Source organism: Bradyrhizobium sp. NBAIM08 (assembly GCF_020193935.1).
Lineage (GTDB): Bacteria > Pseudomonadota > Alphaproteobacteria > Rhizobiales > Xanthobacteraceae > Bradyrhizobium > Bradyrhizobium yuanmingense.
In genome coordinates, this window is sequence record NZ_JADYVR010000003.1 from 300,572 (window position 1) to 321,051 (window position 20,480).

19 protein-coding genes are annotated in these 20,480 nt (G+C 65.2%); 15 read left to right on the forward strand and 4 right to left on the reverse strand.

All coding sequences use genetic code 11. The features are described 5' to 3' along the window. Positions 1-10: 10 nt before the first annotated feature. Both I6F37_RS12320 and I6F37_RS12325 read right to left on the reverse strand, forming a co-directional pair. Positions 11-418, reverse strand: a complete 408-nt coding sequence (locus I6F37_RS12320) for a nuclear transport factor 2 family protein (protein WP_036007097.1) — start codon at positions 416-418, stop codon at positions 11-13. Positions 419-513: 95 nt separating this feature from the next. Beyond that, the gene (locus I6F37_RS12325; protein ID WP_199751051.1) at positions 514-1,998 is read right to left on the reverse strand and encodes a mannitol dehydrogenase family protein; all 1,485 of its coding nucleotides are present in this window, start codon (positions 1,996-1,998) and stop codon (positions 514-516) included. 143 nt (positions 1,999-2,141) lie between these two features. On the opposite strand from I6F37_RS12325, the gene I6F37_RS12330 reads away from it, so the two are divergent. The 6 genes from I6F37_RS12330 to uxuA all read left to right on the forward strand — a co-directional run bounded on the left by I6F37_RS12330 (position 2,142) and on the right by uxuA (position 8,459). Then, positions 2,142-2,954: a FadR/GntR family transcriptional regulator gene (locus tag I6F37_RS12330; protein WP_036007117.1), complete on the forward strand. Its 813-nt coding sequence runs from the start codon at positions 2,142-2,144 to the stop codon at positions 2,952-2,954. 70 nt (positions 2,955-3,024) lie between these two features. Then, positions 3,025-4,002, forward strand: a complete 978-nt coding sequence (locus I6F37_RS12335; protein ID WP_036007140.1) for a sialic acid TRAP transporter substrate-binding protein SiaP — start codon at positions 3,025-3,027, stop codon at positions 4,000-4,002. 216 nt (positions 4,003-4,218) lie between these two features. After that, entirely contained in the window at positions 4,219-4,797 is a 579-nt protein-coding gene (locus tag I6F37_RS12340) for a TRAP transporter small permease (protein ID WP_036007120.1), read from the forward strand. Positions 4,798-4,801: 4 nt separating this feature from the next. Further along, positions 4,802-6,208 (forward strand): TRAP transporter large permease, encoded by a 1,407-nt coding sequence (locus I6F37_RS12345; protein ID WP_225126143.1) that lies wholly within the window; start codon positions 4,802-4,804, stop codon positions 6,206-6,208. Further along, positions 6,205-7,254: an L-idonate 5-dehydrogenase gene (locus I6F37_RS12350; RefSeq protein WP_036007126.1), complete on the forward strand. Its 1,050-nt coding sequence runs from the start codon at positions 6,205-6,207 to the stop codon at positions 7,252-7,254. Before I6F37_RS12345 ends, I6F37_RS12350 begins: the two co-directional genes overlap by 4 nt. A gap of 14 nt (positions 7,255-7,268) precedes the next feature. Continuing rightward, the gene (gene uxuA / locus I6F37_RS12355) at positions 7,269-8,459 is read left to right on the forward strand and encodes a mannonate dehydratase (protein WP_081494533.1); all 1,191 of its coding nucleotides are present in this window, start codon (positions 7,269-7,271) and stop codon (positions 8,457-8,459) included. Between the two features lie 247 nt (positions 8,460-8,706). Here the strand turns inward: uxuA and I6F37_RS12360 are convergent, their stop codons facing one another. Then, entirely contained in the window at positions 8,707-9,645 is a 939-nt protein-coding gene (locus I6F37_RS12360) for a LysR family transcriptional regulator (protein ID WP_036007129.1), read from the reverse strand. 210 nt (positions 9,646-9,855) lie between these two features. Here I6F37_RS12360 and I6F37_RS12365 point away from each other — a divergent pair, with 210 nt between their 5' ends. The 6 genes from I6F37_RS12365 (at position 9,856) to I6F37_RS12390 (ending at position 15,739) form a co-directional block, all read left to right on the forward strand. Next, complete coding sequence (locus I6F37_RS12365; RefSeq protein ID WP_036007131.1) at positions 9,856-10,935, forward strand: ABC transporter ATP-binding protein; 1,080 nt, start codon at positions 9,856-9,858, stop codon at positions 10,933-10,935. Between the two features lie 33 nt (positions 10,936-10,968). Beyond that, positions 10,969-11,685 carry an HAD family hydrolase gene (locus tag I6F37_RS12370; protein ID WP_036007133.1) on the forward strand — a complete coding sequence of 239 codons (717 nt, stop codon included), beginning with the start codon at positions 10,969-10,971 and terminating at the stop codon, positions 11,683-11,685. Between the two features lie 14 nt (positions 11,686-11,699). Next, positions 11,700-13,007, forward strand: coding sequence for an FAD-binding oxidoreductase (locus I6F37_RS12375; RefSeq protein ID WP_036007135.1), 1,308 nt, complete (start codon positions 11,700-11,702; stop codon positions 13,005-13,007). 22 nt (positions 13,008-13,029) lie between these two features. Next, positions 13,030-14,076: an ABC transporter substrate-binding protein gene (locus I6F37_RS12380; RefSeq protein WP_036027380.1), complete on the forward strand. Its 1,047-nt coding sequence runs from the start codon at positions 13,030-13,032 to the stop codon at positions 14,074-14,076. Positions 14,077-14,144: 68 nt separating this feature from the next. Then, entirely contained in the window at positions 14,145-14,957 is an 813-nt protein-coding gene (locus tag I6F37_RS12385) for an ABC transporter permease (protein ID WP_051056910.1), read from the forward strand. Continuing rightward, on the forward strand, positions 14,954-15,739 hold the full coding sequence (locus I6F37_RS12390) for an ABC transporter permease (RefSeq protein ID WP_036007149.1): 786 nt from the start codon (positions 14,954-14,956) through the stop codon (positions 15,737-15,739). Before I6F37_RS12385 ends, I6F37_RS12390 begins: the two co-directional genes overlap by 4 nt. 31 nt (positions 15,740-15,770) lie before the next feature. Here the strand turns inward: I6F37_RS12390 and I6F37_RS12395 are convergent, their stop codons facing one another. Continuing rightward, a complete protein-coding gene (locus I6F37_RS12395) occupies positions 15,771-16,460 on the reverse strand; it encodes an aspartate/glutamate racemase family protein (protein ID WP_036007184.1) in 690 nt (229 codons plus the stop codon). A 213-nt stretch (positions 16,461-16,673) separates the two neighbouring features. On the opposite strand from I6F37_RS12395, the gene I6F37_RS12400 reads away from it, so the two are divergent. From I6F37_RS12400 to I6F37_RS12410, 3 genes are read left to right on the forward strand one after another with little or no spacing between them, the layout of a single operon-like run. Then, on the forward strand, positions 16,674-18,335 hold the full coding sequence (locus I6F37_RS12400) for a thiamine pyrophosphate-binding protein (RefSeq protein WP_225151331.1): 1,662 nt from the start codon (positions 16,674-16,676) through the stop codon (positions 18,333-18,335). Between the two features lie 4 nt (positions 18,336-18,339). After that, positions 18,340-19,605 (forward strand): FAD-binding oxidoreductase, encoded by a 1,266-nt coding sequence (locus I6F37_RS12405; RefSeq protein ID WP_036007154.1) that lies wholly within the window; start codon positions 18,340-18,342, stop codon positions 19,603-19,605. A gap of 10 nt (positions 19,606-19,615) precedes the next feature. After that, positions 19,616-20,359, forward strand: a complete 744-nt coding sequence (locus tag I6F37_RS12410) for an aspartate/glutamate racemase family protein (protein WP_036007157.1) — start codon at positions 19,616-19,618, stop codon at positions 20,357-20,359. Positions 20,360-20,480 lie beyond the last annotated feature (121 nt).

The following is a 20,480-nucleotide window of genomic DNA, read 5'->3' on the forward strand; positions in this document are numbered from 1 at the left end:
ATCGCCGTGCTCAGTGGACGCGGTGACTTGCTCTATCGTCCTCGGCCTGCTCGACAATCTGTGCGATCGGACTGGACTGATGATGCACCAGGCGCCAGTCGTCGCCGACGCGGCGAAAATGGTTCGCCGCAGCCAGCGCGGTGCCGTCGACGATCTCGATGCAGAGCACGCGGGCGCTGTCGCCGTCGACGATGGCCTGCGGCTCGGCGCAGACGATCTGCGGCCGCTGCGGGTTTTGCAGGATGTCGCGCCAGCTTCCGATCACGGTGGCGCGGCCGATGATGGCCGGCCAGCCGGGATGGATGCAGGAGATGCCGTCGTCATCCGCCCACATCCGTTCCATGCCGGCGAAGTCGCCGGTCGAGAATGCCGCGTAAAAGGCCGCGTTGGCGGCGATGACCTTGGTGTCGTTTCCCATCGCTCTCGGGTGGGGCAAGGACAGGCAAAAATCAAGCGCGACTTTCCGTCGACTTTGGCCGCAGTGCAGCATTCAGGATGCTGCCCGCGTCGTGGTCACGCTGAAACGTGCGTTGCCACGGCCCGCCGCGCGCCGTCGGCATAGAGGCGGCCGAGCGCCGCGGTGACAGCCTCGCGCAGGCGCGGCTCGGCGCCGAGCGGCCCGAACACCTTCGCCACCCCGAGCAGTGCCGGCGCGAGGCGCTCGGCAACGGGTCCTGCCTCGCGCGCCAGCGCGGCGAACTCGGCGGCGAATGGATCGCGCACGTCGATCGGCCGTCCCTGCTCGTCGACGCCGCTGACGTAGCGGATCCAGCCGGCCACCGCCAGCGCATGCGTTGCGATGGGCAGGCCTCTGGCAAGGCGATCCTGCATCGCGCCGAGCAGCCGCTGCGGCAGCTTTTGCGAGCCGTCCATGGCAATCTGCCAGGTGCGATGGTGCAGCGCCGGATTGGCGAAGCGCTTGAGCAGCGAGGCGCGATAGGCGGCGAGATCCGTGCCTGATGGCATGGTCAGCGTCACCGCGGCCTCTTCCATCACCTGCGCGGCGAGGCGCGCAAAATGCGGATCCTGCATCGTGTCGGCGATGGTCTCGTAGCCGGAGAGATAGCCGAGATAGGCCAGCGCGGAATGGCTGGCGTTGAGCAGCCGCAGCTTCATCAGCTCGAACGGCTTGACGTCGCCGACGAGCTCGACACCCGCTGCGGCAAGGTCCGGCCGGCCCGCGGTGAAGCGGTCCTCGACCACCCATTGCGTGAACGGCTCGGTCATGACAGGCCAGGCGTCGCGCATGCCCAGCGCCGATGCGACCGCATCGCGGTCGGCATCCGTCGTCTCCGGCACGATGCGGTCGACCATGGTCGAGGGGAAAGCAACCGTGTCGGCGATCCACTTGCCAAGTTCCCTAGAACGCAGCGCGGCGAACTGCGTGACGATCCGCTGCACGGTGTGGCCGTTGGCGGCGAGGTTGTCGCAGCACAGCACGGTGAAGGGCGAAAGACCCTGCGCCCGCCGGCGTGCCAGCGCGGCGACGATGAAGCCCGGCGCCGAGCGCGGCGCGTCGAAATTGTTGAGGTCGTGCACGACATCAGGATGCCGCTCGTCGAGATCGCCGGTCTGCGGCGTGTGGCAATAGCCCTTCTCGGTCACCGTGAGCGAGACGATGCGGATGGCGGGATCGGCCATCCGCTCCACCAGGGCTGCCGGCTTCTCGCGCGCGACGACGCTGTCGAGCAGGGCGCCGATCACGCGGTGCTCGGTACCTTCGGCGGCGCGCACAGCGACGGTGTAGAGATGGTCTTGCGGGGCGAGGGCGTCGCGCGTCTCCGGGCTGCGCAGGCTCGCGCCGATGATGCCCCAGGACATGCTGCCCCTAGCAAGGCAATCGTCGATGACGACGGCCTGATGGGCACGATGAAACGCCCCGAGCCCGAGATGCACGATGCCGGGCGTGACGCGCGATCGGTCATAGGCCGGACGGCGGATGGCAGGTGCCAGCCGGTCGAGATTGGCGCGACCAAGGCGCATCGAGCTCTGGCGCATGGACGTCTCCCCTTGCTTTGCCGCTGCTTGACATGGCGTCCGTATCAGGTCAATGCTCCGGTCAATTGGTAAGACCAATTTTCCAAAATTGGCGGGTCGCGGGCGCCGGAGGCGCCGCGCGAGACCTTTTCGGGAGGACCAGCGTGCCGCTGGAAGCTGTGGAGGCGAGACGGCTCTATCGCCAGGTCGCCGATCAATTGCGAAGCCTGATCGACAGCGGCGAGTACGCGGTCGGCAGCCGCTTGCCGACCGAGCGCGACCTCGCGGAACAGCTCAAGGTGTCGAGGCCCACGGTGCGCGAAGCCTTGATTGCGCTCGAGGTCGAAGGGCGCCTGCGCATCCGCGTCGGATCCGGCATCTATGTGATCGAACCCGCCGCCGTGGCCGCGCCGACAGCTACTGCCGTCATCGAAGGCCCGTTCGAACTCTTGCGCGCCCGCGAATTCCTGGAGAGCGCCATCGCCGAACAGGCCGCGCGCGTGGCGACCAAAGATGACATCGACCGCATCGACGCCGCGCTCGTCGCGATGGAGAATGTCGACCATCCTGGCGAAGCCTCGATGGTTCATGACCGCGCCTTCCATATCGCCGTGGCAGGATGTCTCGGCAATGCCGTGCTGGTGCGGGTTGTCGGCGAGTTGTTCGACCAGCGCCTCAATCCCTATTTCGCGCAGCTAGCGCATTATTTCGAGAATCCCACCACGTGGCGAACCGCGCTCGATGAGCACCGGGCCGTGCGCGACGCCATCGCTGCGCGCCGGCCGCTGACAGCCCATGACGCCATGCGCGATCACCTCGCGCATTCGCAGGAGCGCTTTGCACAGAATTTTGGTGCCGAGACATCAGCAGGGGCGCCGGCTGCACGGAGGCGGGCGGCGCCGTCCGGGGTTCAGCCGGCGAAATCAAAACGACCATCGAAGAAACAGGCCAAGAGCGGCAGCTCGCGGCGGCGATGAGATTGGGCGGCCCGCATCCATGCCGGGGCGGGCGAACAAGAAGCAGACTTGAACGATGGAGGAAAAGTCGATGTTAAAGAAGATGACGATTGCAGCAGCGATTTCCGCCGCCACGCTGTTGGCGGCGACCAGCGCCAGCATGGCGCAGACCAAGCTCAAATGGGCTCATGTCTACGAGCCCTCGGAGCCGTTCCACACGGCGTCGGTCTGGGCCGCGCAGGAGATCAATAAGCGCACCAACGGGCGCTACCAGATCGAGGTCTATCCGGCCTCGCAGCTCGGCAAGGAGACCGACATCAACCAGGGCCTGTCGCTCGGTTCGGTCGACATCATCATCTCCGGATCGAGCTTCGCGGCCAAGAGCTTCGCGCCGATCGGCGTGACCTATTATCCCTACACCTTCCGCGATGCCGATCATCTGCTCGCCTACACCAAGAGCGACATCTTCAAGGAGCTCGCCAAGGGCTATGAGGACAAGAGCGGCCACCACATCGTCGCGGTGACCTATTACGGCGTGCGCCAGACCTCGTCCAACAAGCCGATCAAGACCTGCGCGGACATGAAGGGCCTGAAGATCCGCGTGCCCGACGTTCCGGCCTATCTGGCGATGCCGCGCGCCTGCGGCGCCAACACCGCGCCGATCGCGTTCGCCGAGGTCTATCTCGCGCTCCAGAACGGCACCGTGGAGGCGCAGGAAAATCCGCTGACCACGATCGAGGCCAAGAAGTTCTACGAGGTGCAGAAGCACATCGTGCTGACCGGCCACATCGTCGACCATCTCAACACGGTGATCGCCGGCGCGCTGTGGAAGAAGCTCAGCGACGAGGACAAGAAGATCTTCACCGACGTGGCGCAGGAGGCGGCTGCCAAGGCCACCGGAGAGATCAAGCAGAACGAGGCCAAGCTGGTCGCCTTCTTCAAGGACAAGGGCCTGACCGTGACCGAGGTCGACAAGAACGAGTTCCGCGACACCGTGTTGAAGAACGTTGCGTTCGAGACTTTCGGGTACCGCAAGGCGGATTGGGAGAAGATCCAGGCGGTGAAGTGACCGCCGCTTGCCCCGACATAAGACCCTCATGGTGAGGAGCGCGAAGGGCATCTCGAACCATGAGGGCCCCGGTGTGCCCCGGGGGCATCCTTCGAGACGCTTGCTTCGCAAGCTCCTCAGGATGAGGAGCGGAGCAAGCGTGAGACAGTAGAACAAAGACGTCATTCCGGGTTCTCGCTTCGCGAGCCCCGGAACGACGATTTGGAGAGAGGTAACATGTCCACCGCCGAAATCCACCGGCAGATCACCGCCGACGAGATCGCGCACACCTTCGAGGAGGAGGCGACGCCGAAGGTCGATCTCGGCGTCTACGCCTTCGAGGACTGGGTGGCGCTGGCGATTTTCTGGGTGATGGCGCTCGCCGTCTTCCTGCAGTTCTTCACCCGTTACGTGCTCAACGACAGCTACGCCTGGACCGAGGAGATCGCGACCTATTGCCTGATCGGGGTGGTCTTCATCGGCTCGTCGATGTGCGTACGGCTGTCGCGGCATATCCAGGTCGACCTCGTCTATCGCTACCTGCCGCATGCCGTAGGGCGCGTGCTGTCGACCGCGATCGACCTGATCCGGATCGCCTTCTTCGGCTACGCCATCAAGCTGGTCTGGGTCTACATCAGGATCATCGGCGACGAGCAGATGACCACCATCAATCTTCCCAAGGACTATGTCTATTACGCCGTGCTGCTCGGGTTCGTGCTGATGTTCGCACGCTCCGTGCAGGTGGCAATTCAGAACTGGCGGCAGGGTTACTCGGTCCTCGAACGTCCCGGTGCCTACGACGGATCGGAAGGATAAAACCATGCTGCTGTTGCTCGGAGGCTTTCTCGTTCTCATGCTGCTCGGCGTTCCCGTGGCGATCGCCATGGCGGTGTCGTCGCTGCTCTACATTCTGGTCAGCGGCGTGACGCCCGACGTTACGCTGGCGCAGCGCATGATCGCCGGCGTCGAGAGCTTCCCGCTGCTCGCCGTGCCCTTCTTCATCCTGGCCGGCAATCTCATGAACATCGCCGGCGTCACCGGGCGCATTTACAAATTCGCCGTCGCGCTGGTGGGGTGGATGCGCGGCGGCCTCGGCCACGTCAACATCATCGGCTCGGTGATCTTCTCCGGCATGTCGGGCACCGCGATTGCGGATGCCGCCGGCCTCGGCACCATCGAGATCAAGGCGATGAAGGACCACGGTTACTCCACCGAGTTCTCGGTCGGCGTCACCGCGGCCTCCGCAACGCTCGGACCGATCATTCCGCCGTCGCTGCCGTTCGTGATCTACGGCATGATGGCGAACGTCTCGATCGGCGCGCTGTTCCTGGGCGGCGTCATTCCCGGCGTCGTGCTGACGCTGTTCATGATGGTGACGGTCACCTATTTCGCGCACAAGAACAAATGGGGCAGCGACACGCCGTTCTCTTGGCCGCAGCTCGGCTCGGCCGGGCTCGAGATCCTGATCGTGCTGTCGTTCCCGATGGCGATCTGGCTGATGGTCCTCGCCGGCCTCTCGGTCAACATGGCCGTCGTCATCGGCCTCGGCACGCTGCTCCTGATCGACTGGTATTTCGACTTCTCGGCGGTGATGGCGTTGATGGCGCCGGTGATCCTGATCGGCGGCATGACGCTGGGCTGGTTCACGCCGACGGAAGCCGCCGTCGCCGCGGTGATCTGGTCGCTGTTCCTCGGCCTCGTCCGCTACCGCACCATGACGTTCCAGACCGTCGCCAAGGCGACCTTCGATACCATCGAGACCACGGCCTCGGTGCTGTTCATCGTCACGGCGGCGTCGATCTTCGCCTGGCTGCTGACGGTGTCGCAGGCGGCGCAGATGCTCTCGGACTGGATGCTCAGCATCACCCAGAACAAATGGGTGTTCCTGGCGCTCGCCAACGTGCTGATCCTGTTTGTCGGCTGCTTCATCGACACCACGGCGGCAATCACCATTTTGGTGCCGATCCTGCTCCCGATCGTGCTCAAGCTCGGCATCGACCCCATTCATTTCGGCCTGATCATGACGCTGAACCTGATGATCGGCCTGCTGCATCCGCCGCTCGGCATGGTGCTGTTCGTGCTCGCCCGCGTCGCCAAGCTCTCCGTCGAGCGTACGACGGTGGCGATCCTGCCCTGGCTGGTGCCTCTGATGCTGGCGCTGATCGCGATCACCTTCATTCCCGACCTGACCCTCTGGCTGCCAAAATACATGGGACTCTCCAAATGACCTCGACTGCTCTCGCCGCGACCCTGTTCGGCCCCGAAGACCTGCGCATGATCGAGCATCCGCTCGACAAGCTCGCTGACGGCATGGTGCGCATCCGCTTCGGCGCCGGCGGCATCTGCGGCTCGGACATGCACTATTTCCGTCATGCCCGCACCGGAGACTTCGTGGTGAAGTCGCCGCTGGTGCTGGGCCATGAGATCTCCGGCGAGGTCGTCGAGATATCCGGCGCGGCTGCGAACCTGAAGGTCGGCGATCGCGTCGCGGTCAACCCGTCGCGCTGGTGCGGCCATTGCGTCGCCTGCCGCGAGGGGCGGCCGAACCTGTGCGAGAACATCTATTTCATGGGCTCGGCTTCGAAGACGCCGCACATGCAGGGCGGCTTCGCCAACTACTTCGATGCGATCCCTGCGCAGTGCGTGAAGATTCCCGATCACGTGTCCTACCAGGCGGCCGCGCTGGCCGAGCCGCTCGCGGTGTGCCTGCACGCGGTGGCGCGCGCCGGCAAGATCGAGGGCAAGCGCGGCATCATCTTCGGTGCCGGCCCGATCGGGCTTCTGACCATGCTCGCGGCGCACCGCGCCGGCATGGCTGACATCACCGTCGCCGACATCGCGCCGGCGCCGCTGACCTTTGCGACCAAGCTCGGCGCCTCCCATGTCGAGAATGTCTCGGCCGGCGAGGAAGGGTTGAAGGCGCAGGCTGCGTCGCGACCCTATGACGTCGCGTTCGAGGTCTCGGGCACGGCCGCGGGCCTTGCCAGCGCGATCGGCATCGTCAGGCGCGGCGGCGTCGTGGTGCAGATCGGCAACCTGCCGGGCGGCCAGATCCCGACGCCGTCGAATGCGGTGATGGCCAAGGAGATCGACCTGCGCGGCTCGTTCCGCTTCGGCTTCGAGTTCATGAATGCGGTGGAACTGATCGGCAACGGCAGCGTCGATGTGCTGTCGCTGGTCACCGCCGAGCGGCCGCTCTCGACCGCGCCCGACGCGCTGCGGCTGGCGCTGGACCGTTCGCAGAGCGTCAAGGTCGTGTTGACCGCGAATTGATCCGGGAGAATTCGATGATGCTGGAGGGATGGCGCTGGTACGGGCCGGATGATCCGGTCTCGCTCGATGATGTCAGGCAGGCCGGGGCGAGCCAGATCGTCTCGGCGCTGCATCAGGTGCCGATCGGAGAGGCCTGGACGCGCAAGGCGGTCGAGGAGCGCAAGAACTTCATCGAGAACGGCCAGCCCGGCCGCTCGCAGCTGACCTGGTCGGTGGTGGAATCGATTCCGATCCCTGACGACGTCAAGCGCCTCGGCGGAAAAGCGACCAAGTCGATCGAGGCGTGGATCGCGAGCCTGGAGGCGGTCGCCGCGTCCGGCATCAAGATCATCTGCTATAACTTCATGCCCGTGGTGGACTGGTGCCGCACCGATCTGGAATGGGAGCTGCCGAACGGCGCCCGTGCCATGCGCTTCGACCAGGACCGCTTTGCGGCATTCGAGCTGCACATCCTGAAGCGCCCGGCGGCTGCTCAGGAGTATACCCCCGAGCAGCAGGCGCGCGCTAAAAAGCTGTTCGAGCAGATGAGCCAGGCGGATATCGACTATCTCGTCATGGTCATTGCCAGCGCGCTGCCGGGCTCGACCACCGAGCCGATGACGATCCCGCAATTCCGCGATCGGCTGGACACCTATCGCGACATCACGCCAAAGATATTGCGGCAGCATCTCGCGGAATTCCTCGCGCGCGTAACGCCGGTGGCCGAGCAGCTCGATGTCTCCTTGACGCTGCATCCGGACGATCCGCCGCGGCCGCTGTTCGGCCTGCCGCGCATTGCTTCCAGCGCCGACGATTATCAGGCGCTGTTCGATGCCGTGCCGTCCAAGGCCAACGGCATCTGCTTCTGCACCGGCTCGCTCGGCGTGCGCGCGGAGAACAATCTCCCTGATATGGCCGAGCGCTTCGGCCCGCGCATCGCATTCGCCCATCTGCGCGCGACCAAGCGCGAGGCGGACGTCCTGTCGTTCTACGAGGCCGACCATCTCGACGGTGACGTCGACATGATCGCGGTGCTCAAGGCGCTGCTAAAGGAGAACGCGCGGCGCGCACCGGACAAGAGAATCGTGTTCCGTCCCGATCACGGCCACCGCATGCTCGACGATCTCGCCGCCACCAAGCGCACCAATCCCGGCTACACCGCGATCGGCCGCCTGCGCGGCCTCGCCGAGCTCCGCGGCGCGATCAGGGCGATCGAGCATCGGTAGCGGGCAAACCTCTCTCCACACTGTCATTGCGAGGAGCTCTTGCGACGAAGCAATCCAGAATCCCTCCGCGGAAAGACTCTGGATTGCTTCGCTGCGCTCGCAATGACGTGGAGGGAAGGGGGCGACGCCTCCACAGCGTCATGGCCGGGCTTGCCCCGGCCATCCACGCCTTACCACGTGGCACGGCGAACGTGGATGCCCGGGACAAGCCCGGGCATGACGGCTTCTTGTGAAGCTCGCTCCAGGCTCAATAGCACGCCGCCATGGCGCCGAGCTTCGGATAGAGCCGGTCGATCGCGGCGATCTCGCTTTTCATCTGCGCGATGATCCAGTCGCGGATCTCGGCGGCGATCGGGCGCATCGGGCGGTTGCGCGGCGGCAGGAATTCGCAGATGCGGCGCGTGGTGGTGAGCCGGTCGGAGGCCGGCACCAGCGCGCCGGTGAGCAGCCAGTGCGAGGCGACCGTCAGCCAGCCGAGCGCGATGCCCTGGCCGAGCAGCGCGGCCTGCACCACCACGGCATAATCCGTGAAGCTCAGCGCCTTGGCCGCGCCGCGGCGGCCGGTGAGGAGCGAAGTGTAATCCGCAGCCCAGTCGCCCGGTGTCTCGGCGAGGCGAATGATGGTGTTGCCCTCGGCGGGATCGGTCTCGCCGAGATAGGTAGGGCTGCACATCGGCAGCATCACTTCCTTCATCACCAGCGTGCCGCCGGAGGGCGGCTCGTCGCGATCGCGGAAGCGCATGCCGAGATCGACATTCTCCACCGGCCCGCGCAGCGCGCCGGAAATCAACTGGAAGCGCAGATCGACTTGCGGAAACTGCTTCTGCAGCTTGTCGATGCGCGGCATTAGCCAGTGCGTGGTGAAGGCGGAGGAGACCGACAGCGTCACCGTCTCGGTGCCCTTGCGACGCCGCTCGATCTCGACGAGCCCGCTCTCGATGCTGCGAAAGCCTTCGAGCACGCGGCGATAGAGCAGCTCGCCTTCTTCGGTGAGCACCGCGCGGCCCGCCTTGCGATCGAACAGGCGAACGCCGAGATGCTCCTCGAACTGGCCGAGCATGCGGCTCACCGCCGGCTGCGTGACGTTCAGCTCGGCGGCCGCAGCCGTGAAGCTGCCATTGCGCGCCGCCGCGTCGAAGACGAACAGGGCGTTGCTGGACGGCAGCATGCGACGGAGCTCTGGCATAACGTCATGTTATGAGCGCGGTGAGAATTTGGCAATTGCCGGATTTGGCCAAGTCTGGTGTCATCAGCATGACAGCCTAAAGATAGGTCCTTCGAGAGAGGATTTGGTGCAGCGCACGCTTTGCCGTGAGTGCTCCAAATCCCTGTCTATAAAGCAGGCTTATGGCGCGCAGTGAGGCACGCCGGCTGAGGGACATCGCGAGGTCGATCGTTGGACAAGCGCGCGGAGAGCGTCGAGATCAGGTCCGCCAGCAAGGCCTATGGCGCCGTTCGCGCCCTCGACGACGTTTCGCTCAATGTCAGCGCCGGTGAATTCGTCTCACTGCTTGGCCCGTCCGGCTCCGGCAAGACCACGCTGCTCGGCATTTTGGGCGGCTTCATCCTGCCGACCTCAGGCACGATTCTATTCGGAGGCCGTGACGTCACCTACATGCCGCCGCACAAGCGCGACATCGGCGTGGTGTTCCAGAATTACGCGCTGTTTCCGCACATGAGCGTCGGCGAGAACGTCGCCTTTCCCTTGCGCGCGCGACGCCTGCCGAAATCCATCTGGCCGGACAAGGTGCGCGCAGCGCTCAGCATGGTCGGGCTTGCCGGCTATGAAGAGCGCGGCATCGCGCAGCTCTCCGGCGGTCAGCGCCAGCGCGTGGCGTTGGCGCGCGCCATGATCTTCGAGCCGCGCCTGATCCTGATGGACGAGCCGCTTTCCGCGCTCGACAAGCAGCTGCGCGAATCCATGCAGATCGAGCTGCGCGCGTTGCACAAGCGCATCGGCGCGACCATCATCTACGTCACCCATGACCAGCGCGAGGCGCTGACCATGAGCGACCGCGTCGCTGTCATGAAGGACGGCCGGCTGGTTCAGATCGACGAGCCGGCGCGGCTGCACGATCACCCCGCCGATTCCTTCGTCGCCAGCTTCATCGGCGAAGCCACGATGCTGCCGGTTCGCCGCGTCGATGCTTCCAGCGTTGCGCTCGGCAACGTCTTGCTGCGCAGCGCGCGCGCCATTCCCGATGGCGATGCCCTGATGCTGGCCGTGCACAGCGAGAAGCTGCTGATTGATGACGGCGCGCAGGATGCCGCCTGTAACCGGCTGACCGGGACCGTCACCGACATCGTCTATCAGGGCGAGAGCCTGCGCATTTTCCTCGCGCTCGCCGACGGCATCGCGCTCAGCCTGCGCCAGCCGAGCTATCACCAGGCCTATCACCGCATCCCGCCGCTCGGCGGCAGCCTCACCGTTACGCTCCACCCCGAGGACACCATTGTCGTGCCCAGGGTGGACTGAATCCAGCCTTGTTCAACCGAGAGAAGAAGCGATATGTCGACCCAAGCCTCGTTCAGCAATTTCAAGGTTCTCACCTTCGACGTCGTCGGCACCCTGATCGATTTCGAGACCGGCGTGCTCGAAGCCGTGCGCAAGATCGGAGGCAAGAAGGCGGCCGAGCTCAGCGACGAGCAGATCTTCGAATCCTACAAGCGAGGCCGCGACAAGCATTATGAGCGCTCCAGCGAGGTGATGTTCTACGTCTACCGCTATCTCGCCAAGGAACTCGGGCTGCCGGCGGACGATGCCTCCTGTGACGTGTTCCAGCTCGCCGTGCTGCGCTGGGGGCCGTTCTCGGACTCGGTCGAGGCGCTGAAGCGCCTGCGCACAAAATTCCGCCTGGTCGCGATGACCAATGCCGACCGCGTGGCACTCTCATGCTACGCGCATGCGCTCGGTAATCCCTTCGATGACACCGTCTGCGCCGACGACACCGGCGTTGCAAAACCGAACCCGGAATTCTTCGCCTACAACAAGGGCCGCCAGTCCGCCTTCGGGTACAAGCAGTCCGACATTCTGCACGTCGCGCAGAGCCAATATCACGACATCGGGATCGCGCGGAAGCTCGGCTACAAGGTGTGCTGGATCGAGCGCCGCCAGGGCATCGCCGGATTCGGCGGCACGCCGGCGGTGGAGACGCTGACCAAGCCGGACTTCCATTATCCGACGTTGAAGGCGCTTGCCGACGCGGCCATCGGGCCGGCGACGTAACGGAGAGCTGTGGCATGACACGGGACTGGCGCGCGCTGCCTTCCGTCAATTCGCTGTGGGAAGCCACGGCGGAGCCGGCGCGCGCGTTTCCCGTGCTGTCGGGCGAGCAACAGGCGGATGTGGTGATCATCGGCGCAGGCTACACTGGCCTCTCCGCCGCGCACCACATTGCCAGGAGCGGGCTCAGCCCCGTCGTGCTCGAGGCCAACCGTCCCGGCTGGGGCGCGAGCGGGCGCAATGGCGGCGTGATCACCGCAAAATTCCGCCTCTCATTCCGCGAGATCGACGCCGCGCATGGTCGCGCCATGGCGCGGCGCATGTACGAGATCGCGCATGAATCGACCGACATGGTCGAGGAGCTCGTCTCCGAATTCGGCATCACCGGTGCGAACTTGACGCGCACCGGCCAGGTCAAGGCCGCGCATAACGAGACGACGCTCAAGGCCGCGATCGACGAGGCCAACTGGATGACGCGCGAGATGGGCTCGGCCGAAGTGCGCATCCTCGACAGGAATGGCGTGCGCGAGGAGACCGGCTCCGACATCTTTGTCGGCGGTGTGCTCAATCCCGGTTCGGGCGGGATCCATCCGCTGAACTATCTGCGCGGCCTCGCAAATGGCGTTGCAAGCCGCGGCGTTCCGATTTTCCAGGAGTCGCCGGTCGTCAAGCTCCGGCGCGAGAAGGACGGCATCGTTGCCGAGACACCGCAAGGCGCGGTGCGCGCCAGGCAGGCGATCATTGCCACCAACAGCTATTCGGATCTGACCGGTGCCACCGCGCATCTGCAGCGCACGCTGATCCCGTTCCGCAGCGCCATGGTCGCAACCGAGCGGCTTCCCGGCAATCTCGCGGGAAAACTGATGCCGACGGGGCGCACTTACACCGAGACCAAGCGCATGATGCGCTGGTTCCGCATGGTCGACAACCGCGTCATCTTTGGCGGCCGCGGCGCCTTCGGCAAGCAGGATTCGCAGGCCGCATTCGATGCCTTGCGCAAGGCGATGGTCGGCATCTTCCCCGATCTCGCCGATGTCCCGCTCGCATACAAATGGTCGGGCCTCGTCGCGATGACGCTGGACTCGGTCCCACATATCGGCCGGCTCGATGACCGCACGCTCTTCTCGGTCGGCTACAACGGCGCAGGCGTTGCGATGTCGAGCCTGATGGGCAGCTATCTCGCCGCCTTCGTGCGCGGCGAGGCGCCCGACGTCGGCCTGCTCGACGCCCGGCGCATGAACGCGATTCCGTTCTATCCGCTGCGGGAGCCCGCCGTGCGCGTGGTCGCCGGCTGGTACCAGTTTCTCGATGCGATCGGTCAGTGAGATCTATTTGGAGGAGGTGAGGATGACGATGAAGCAGAAATTTGGATTGGGCTGCGCGCTGCTGGGCGCAATCGGACTGACCAGCGCGGCTGATGCCGCCGAGCAGATCACCTTCGTCTCGCAGGGCGGCGCCTATCAGCAGGCGCAGACGGTGGCGATCCTCGATCCCTCCGCCAAGAAGCTCGGCATCACCATCAACCAGGACTCCATTCCCGATGCCTGGCCCGCGATCAAGACGCAGGTCGGCAGCGGCAAGCCGATCTGGGACGTCGTCGACACCCCGACCGGTAACTGCCTGCGCGGCGGCGAACAGGGGCTGATGGAGAAGCTCGACTTCTCGAAGATACCAAACGGCGCGGCGATGCCGGAGGCCTATCGCAGCCCCTATTCAGTGTCCTACGAGTTCTATTCGAGCGTGCTTGCCTACAGCCAGAAGAAATTCCCGAAGGACGCGCCGAACAGCTGGGCCGATTTCTGGGACGTGAAGAAATTCCCCGGCCGCCGCGCGCTGCGCAACCATCCGTTTGCAACGTTAGAGGCGGCGCTGATGGCCGACGGCGTCGCACCGGACAAGCTTTATCCGCTCGACGTCGACCGCGCCTTCAAGAAGCTGGAGGAGATCAAGCCGCACATCACGGTGTGGTGGACCTCGGGCGCACAGTCGGCGCAGTTGCTCAATGACGGCGAGGTCGACATGGAGATGGCCTGGAATGGCCGCGTCAGTGCCGTCGCCAAGGAAGGCGCGAAGGTCGCCTTTACCTACAACCAGGGCATCCTGCAGAGCACGTCACTTTGCATCCTCAAGGGCGCGCCGAATCTCGCCACCGCGATAAAATTCCTCAACGAGGCCGTTGATCCCGTGCACCAGGCCAATCTGCCACTGCACATCGACTATGGTCCGGGCAACCCGAAGGCGTTCGAGACCAGCGTGATCAAGCCCGAGCGCGCCGCGCAATTGCCGAGCGAGCCGGCCAATGCGGCCAAGCAGGCGCTGATGTCCTACGCCTGGTGGTCCTCGCCGGCGGGCGAAGCCGCCGAGAAGCGCTGGGCGTCCTTCATGCAGAAGTGAGCGAGGCAGCGTTGACGACTTCAGTGCCAGATCCCTCCCAAAAACATCAGCGCCGTGAGCACGGCCTGATGCTGGCACTGGTGTCGCCGGCGCTGCTGGTGATCCTGGCTCTGATCGTGCTGCCGGTCGGCTGGCTGGCCTGGCAGTCGATCTACCATGACGGCTTCACGCTGGAGAATTATCGCCGCGTCTTCACCGAAGACGTCTACTGGCGCAGCTTTGCGCTGACCTTCGAGATCAGCCTCGCGGTCACGGCAATCGCGCTGCTGCTCGGCTATCCCGTGGCCTACCTTGCCAATTCGGTGCCGAAAGGGTGGAGCATCCTCATCCTCTCGCTGGTCGTGCTGCCGTTCTGGACCAGCGTGCTGGTCCGCGCCTATGCCTGGCTGGCGCTGCTGCAGCGCACCGGCGTGATCAACCAGTTCCTGCGCTATCTCGATGTGAGCTCTGAGCCGCTCGCGCTGGTCCACAACACCTTTGGCACGGTGGTTGCGACCGTGCACATCCTGCTGCCCTTCATGGTGTTGCCGCTCTACGCCACCATGCAGAAGATTCCCAACGATCTCATGCAGGCCGGCGCCAGCCTGGGCGCGAGCCCGTCGCTCACCTTCATGCGCGTGTTCCTGCCGCTGTCGCTGCCGGGCGTGCTCGCCGGCTGCACCATGGTGTTCGTGCTCTGCCTCGGCTTCTACATCACGCCGGAGCTGCTCGGCGGCGGCCGCACCGTGATGGTGTCGATGCTGGTGAGCCGCAATGTCGAGCTCTACAACCAGTTCGGGGCGGCGAGCGCGGTCGCCGTCGTGCTGCTCATCAGTGTGCTCGTGATCTTCGTCATCGTCAGCCGCTTCATCTCGCTCGACCGCGTGTTGGGGCAGAAATGATGCGCGCCTCGCCCGCACGGATCGCCCTCTACGTGGTCAGCGCGCTGGTGCTGGTCTATCTGATCCTCCCCGTTCTGATTATCGCGCCGATCTCGTTCTCCAGCGCGCGCTTTCTCACCTTTCCGCCACCGTCCTTTTCGCTGCGCTGGTACCAGCAGTATTTCTCAAATCCCGCCTGGATGCAGGCGACGCGGGTGACGCTGACGGTCGCCCTCCTCACCGTCGTGATCGCGACCCCGTTCGGGGTGGCCGCCGCCTATGCCATCAGCCAGTCGAAGCTACGCATCATGAGGCTGATCCACTTGGCGCTTCTGTTGCCGCTGGTGGTGCCGATCATCATCACCGCCGTCGGCATCTTCTTCGTCTATGCCAAAGTCGGTCTGGTCGCGACCATGCCCGGCCTCGTGCTGGCGAACGTGATGCTGGGCCTGCCCTATGTCGTCATCTCGGTGCTCGCGGGCCTGCAGAGTTTCGATCCGGCGCAGGAGATGGTGGCGCGCAGCCTCGGCATGAACCGCCTGCGCAGCTTCTTCGCGGTGACGCTGCCGCAGATCAAGTCCAGCGTGGTTGCGGGCGGAATCTTCGCCTTCATCTCGGCGATGGACGAGACCATCGTCGCGCTGTTCATTTCCGGTGGCCAGTATCAGCCGTTGACCAAGCGCATGTTCACCGCGCTGCGCGACGAGATCGATCCGACCATCGCCGCGATTTCGACCTTGATGACGGCGGGCTCATTCATGCTGGTGCTGCTGGCGAGCGCGCGACAGAAGCGGAGCGGGTGAGGATAGCGGGGCTGAAATTGACGAGATCAATTCACCCGATCGCGAAATCGGCGGCCGTCTCGGCGTGAATGGCCGTGGTGTCGAATGTCTCGACCGACGTGTCATTAGGGCCGACCAGCATGGTGATCTCGGTGCAGCCGAGGATGATGCACTCGGCGCCGCCGGCGACGAGCGCCGCCATCACCTCCTGGTAGCGGCGGCGCGAGGGCGCGGCGACGTTGCCGAGGCACAGCTCGTCGTAGATGATGCGGTTCACCTCGGCGCGCTCGTCCGCGGGAGGGACCATGACGTCGAGGTCGTGCGCGCGCAATCGGTCGATGTAGAAGTCTTCCTCCATCGTGAACTTGGTGCCGAGCAACCCGACCCGCCGATATCCCTTGCCCCGAATCCGCTCGGCCGTCGCATCGCCGATGTGGATGAACGGAACGCTCACGCTGGATATGATCTCGGGCGCCAGTTTGTGCATCGTGTTCGTGCACAGCACGATCGCCCGCGCGCCGGCACTTTCGAGCAGCCGCGCGACCTCCGCCAGGCTCGCCGCCGCCTCCTGCCAGCGGCCGGCATATTGCATCTGCTTGATCTCCTCGAAATCGTAGGAATACATCAGAAGCGGGGCCGAATGCAGCTTGCCAATGCGGTCGCGGACCCGCTCGTTGATGAGCTTGTAGTAAAGCGCGGTGCTCTCCCAGCTCATGCCGCCGATCAGGCCAATGGTTTGCATTCCGGTGCTCCCGAACAGTGATTCAGAGGGATCGTAGACGAAGATGCCGAACCTCGCCATCATGGCCGCGGCAGGGCCTGTAGTGCAAACGGCAGGGACGGGCATGACGCCTGCGCAGGCTGCGAGAAGCCTTTCGACCTTGCACACGCTCTCGGCCTGTCTTAGGCCAGTTCCCGAACACGTGCGTATCGCCGAAGTCTTGAGGGAGCCGACATGACCATTCGCAACACCCGCACCGGGGGCCAGATCCTGATTGATCAGCTCGTCGCCCAGGGCGTCGAGCGCGTCACCTGCGTGCCGGGCGAGAGCTATCTGGCGGCGCTCGATGCGTTGCATGACAGCCCGATCGACGTCGTGATCTGCCGCGCCGAAGGCGGTGCGGCGATGATGGCGGAGGCCTATGGCAAGCTCACGGGGCGGCCGGGCGTCTGCTTCGTCACCCGCGGCCCCGGTGCCACCAATGCCAGCCACGGCGTCCACATCGCGATGCAGGATTCGACCCCGATGATCCTGTTCGTCGGCCAGGTCGACACCGGCATGCGCGAGCGCGAGGCGTTCCAGGAGCTCGACTACAAGGCGGTGTTCGGCTCGATGGCGAAATGGGCGGTCGAGATCGATCGCCCCGACCGCATTCCGGAGCTGGTCGCGCGCGCCTTCCGCATCGCCATGCAGGGCCGCCCCGGTCCCGTGGTGATCGCGCTGCCGGAGAACATGCTGACCGAGACGGCGGCGGTAGCGGACGCCATGCGCATCGAGCCCGCCGTGAGCTGGCCGGCGCCGGCCGATATCGAAAAGCTCGGCGCCATGCTGGCCGGCGCCAGGGCGCCACTCGTCATTCTCGGCGGCTCGCGCTGGACCGACGAGGCGACCAAGAGCATCGCGCGGTTCGCCGAGCGGTTCGACCTGCCGGTCGCGACCTCGTTCCGCCGGGCTTCGCTGATCGACGCCGACCATTCGCATTATGCCGGCGACCTCGGCATCGGGCCGAGCCCTGGCCTGAAGGCGCGCATCGACAATGCCGACGTCCTCCTGCTCATCGGCGGCCGCATGTCGGAGATGCCGTCATCGTCCTATACGCTGCTCGACATTCCCAATCCGAAGCAGAAGCTGATCCATGTGCATCCGGGCTCCGAAGAGCTCGGCCGCATCTATCAGCCTGAACTGGCGATCCAGGCGACGCCGTCCGCCTTCGCCGCCGCGGTCGAGACGCTGAAGCCGTCAGTTGCGGTGGCGTGGAAGGGCGAGGCCGCCAAGGCGCATGCGGATTATCTGGCCTGGACCGGGAAGGCGCGCGAGCTGCCGGGCACGTTCCAATACGGCGAGGTGATGACCTGGCTGCGCGACCGCCTGCCGAAGGACGCGATCGTCTGCAACGGCGCCGGCAACTACGCCGGCTGGATCCATCGCCATCACCGCTTCCACAGCTTTGCCGCCCAGCTCGCGCCGACCTCGGGCTCGATGGGTTACGGCGTGCCGGCGGGCGTGCTGGCCAAGCGGCAATATCCGGATCGGGTCGTGGTCGCGTTTGCGGGCGACGGCTGCTTCCTGATGAACGGCCAGGAATTCGCCACCGCCGTGCAGTATGACGCGCCGCTCGTCGTCATCATCATCGACAATTCGCAATACGGCACCATCCGCATGCACCAGGAGCGCGACTATCCCGGCCGCGTCGTCGGCACGCAGCTCAAGAACCCGGATTTCGCGATGTATGCCAAGGCGTTCGGCGGCCATGGCGAGCGTGTCGAGCGGACCGAGGAGTTCGCACCCGCCTTCGAGCGCGCGCTCGCTTCGGGCAAGCCGTCGATCCTCCATTGCATCATCGATCCCAGGGCGATCTCGGTCGGCAAGGATTTTACGCCCGCAGTGAAGGCTTAGGGCGATGCCTGAAGGCCGCCACGTCGCCATCATCGGAGCCGGCGCGGTCGGCGTGATCAGCGCCATCGAGGCGCTGCGCGAGGGCCATCGCGTGACGCTGATCGATCCGGGCGAGCCCGGCGGCGAACAGGCGGCGAGCTACGGCAATGCCGGCTGGCTGTCGTCGCATTCGGTGATCCCGCCGGCGGAGCCGGGCGTCTGGAAGAAGGTGCCTGGCTATCTCCTGGACCCGCTCGGCCCGCTTGCGATCCGCTGGTCTTACCTGCCGAAGGCGCTGCCCTGGCTGATCAAATATCTGCTCTCGGGCTGGACCGCGGCGCGGGTCGAGACCACGGCGTTCGCGCTGCGCGATCTCCTGAAGGACGCGCCGCTGCTGCACAAAAAGCTCGCGGAAGAAGCCGGCGTCCCTGAATTGATCGAGCGCAAGGGCGTGATGCACGTGTTCACTTCGCGCGGCAATTTCGACGATGATCTCGGCTGGCGCCTGCGCAGGAAGGTCGGCGTCGAATGGATGGAGCTCAATGCCGACGAGATGCGCCAGCGTGAGCCGGATCTGGATCCGCGCTACACCTTTGGCGTCGTGGTGGAGGAAGCCGGGCGCTGCCGCGATCCCGGCGCTTATGTTGCAGCCCTTGCCGATCATGCGATCGCGAGCGGCGCGAAGCACGTACGCGCCAAGGCGACCGGGCTGAAGCTTAAGGGCGGCAAGCTCGTCGCTGTCGTCACCGAGACCGGCGAGATCGCCTGTGATGCCGCGGTGGTCGCGGCCGGTGCCCGCTCGAAGCAGCTCACGGCGTCGGTCGGCGATCCCCTCCCGCTCGAGACCGAGCGCGGCTATCATGTCGTGATCGAGAATCCGGAAGTCGGCCCGCGCAGCTCGATCATGGCCTCCGACGCCAAGCTGGTGGTGAACTGGACCAACAAGGGCCTGCGTGCCGCCGGCACGGTCGAGATCGCCGGCCTCGAGGCCGCTCCGAACTGGAAGCGCGCCGAGATCCTGCGCAACCACCTCGTCAGCATGTTTCCGAAACTGCCGAAGGACATTCCGGCCTCGCGCGTCAAGACGTGGTTCGGCCATCGCCCGAGCATGCCGGACGGACGGCCCTGCATCGGCTATTCGCGCGCCTCGCGCGATATCGTCTATGCTTTCGGCCACGGCCATGTCGGCCTGGTTGGCTCGGCCCGCACCGGCCGTCTCGTCGCCCAGCTCGTGAGCGGCAAGGCGCCGGAAATTCCGCTCGCGCCGTTCGCGCCCGATCGTTTCCTCTGAGAGCCTACCCATGACCACCTCAGCCAGCTCGTCCTCCCGCATCGCCCGTGGCGGCAAGGCCATCTACGGCGCGCCGCTCGGCATCCTGATGCTGGAGGCGCGCTTTCCCCGCATTCCCGGCGACATGGGCAACGGCACGACCTGGCCATTCCCGGTGCTCTATCGCGTGGTGAGCGGCGCCTCGCCGGAAAAGGTAGTGCTGAAGGGCGCGGCCGGCCTCTTGCCCGACTTCATCGATGCGGCCAAGGATCTGGTGCGGCTGGGAGCGGAGGCCATCACCACCAATTGCGGCTTCCTCTCGCTGTTCCAGAAGGAGATCGCGGCGGCCGTCGGCGTTCCCGTCGCGACGTCATCGCTGATGCAGGTGCCGTGGGTGCAGGCGACCCTGCCGCCGGGCAAGCGCGTCGGCCTCGTCACGGTGTCCGGCTCGACCTTGACGCCGGCCCATCTCGAAGGTGCCGGCGTGCCGCTCGACACGCCGCTGGTCGGCACCGAGAACGGCAAGGAGTTCTTCCGTGTCCTGATCAAGGCCGAGAAGGACGACATGGACATCGCGCAAGCCGAGCGCGACGTGGTCGAGGCCGGCAAGGAGCTCGTCGCAAAGCATCCCGATGTCGGCGCCATCGTGCTCGAATGCACCAACATGCCGCCTTATGCCGCCGCGCTTCAGGCCGAAGTCGGATTGCCCGTCTACGACATCTATTCCATGATCACCTGGTTTCATGCCGGGCTGCGCCCGCGCGTCTTTGCGTGAATGCGTCCGTGAGATCGTCACTAAGCATGATCCGGAAAAGTGCGCAGCGGTTTTCCGATAAGATCATGCTCAAACAATAAGCCAAAGCGCGATGACGATTCGTCCTCATCTCATCGCGCTT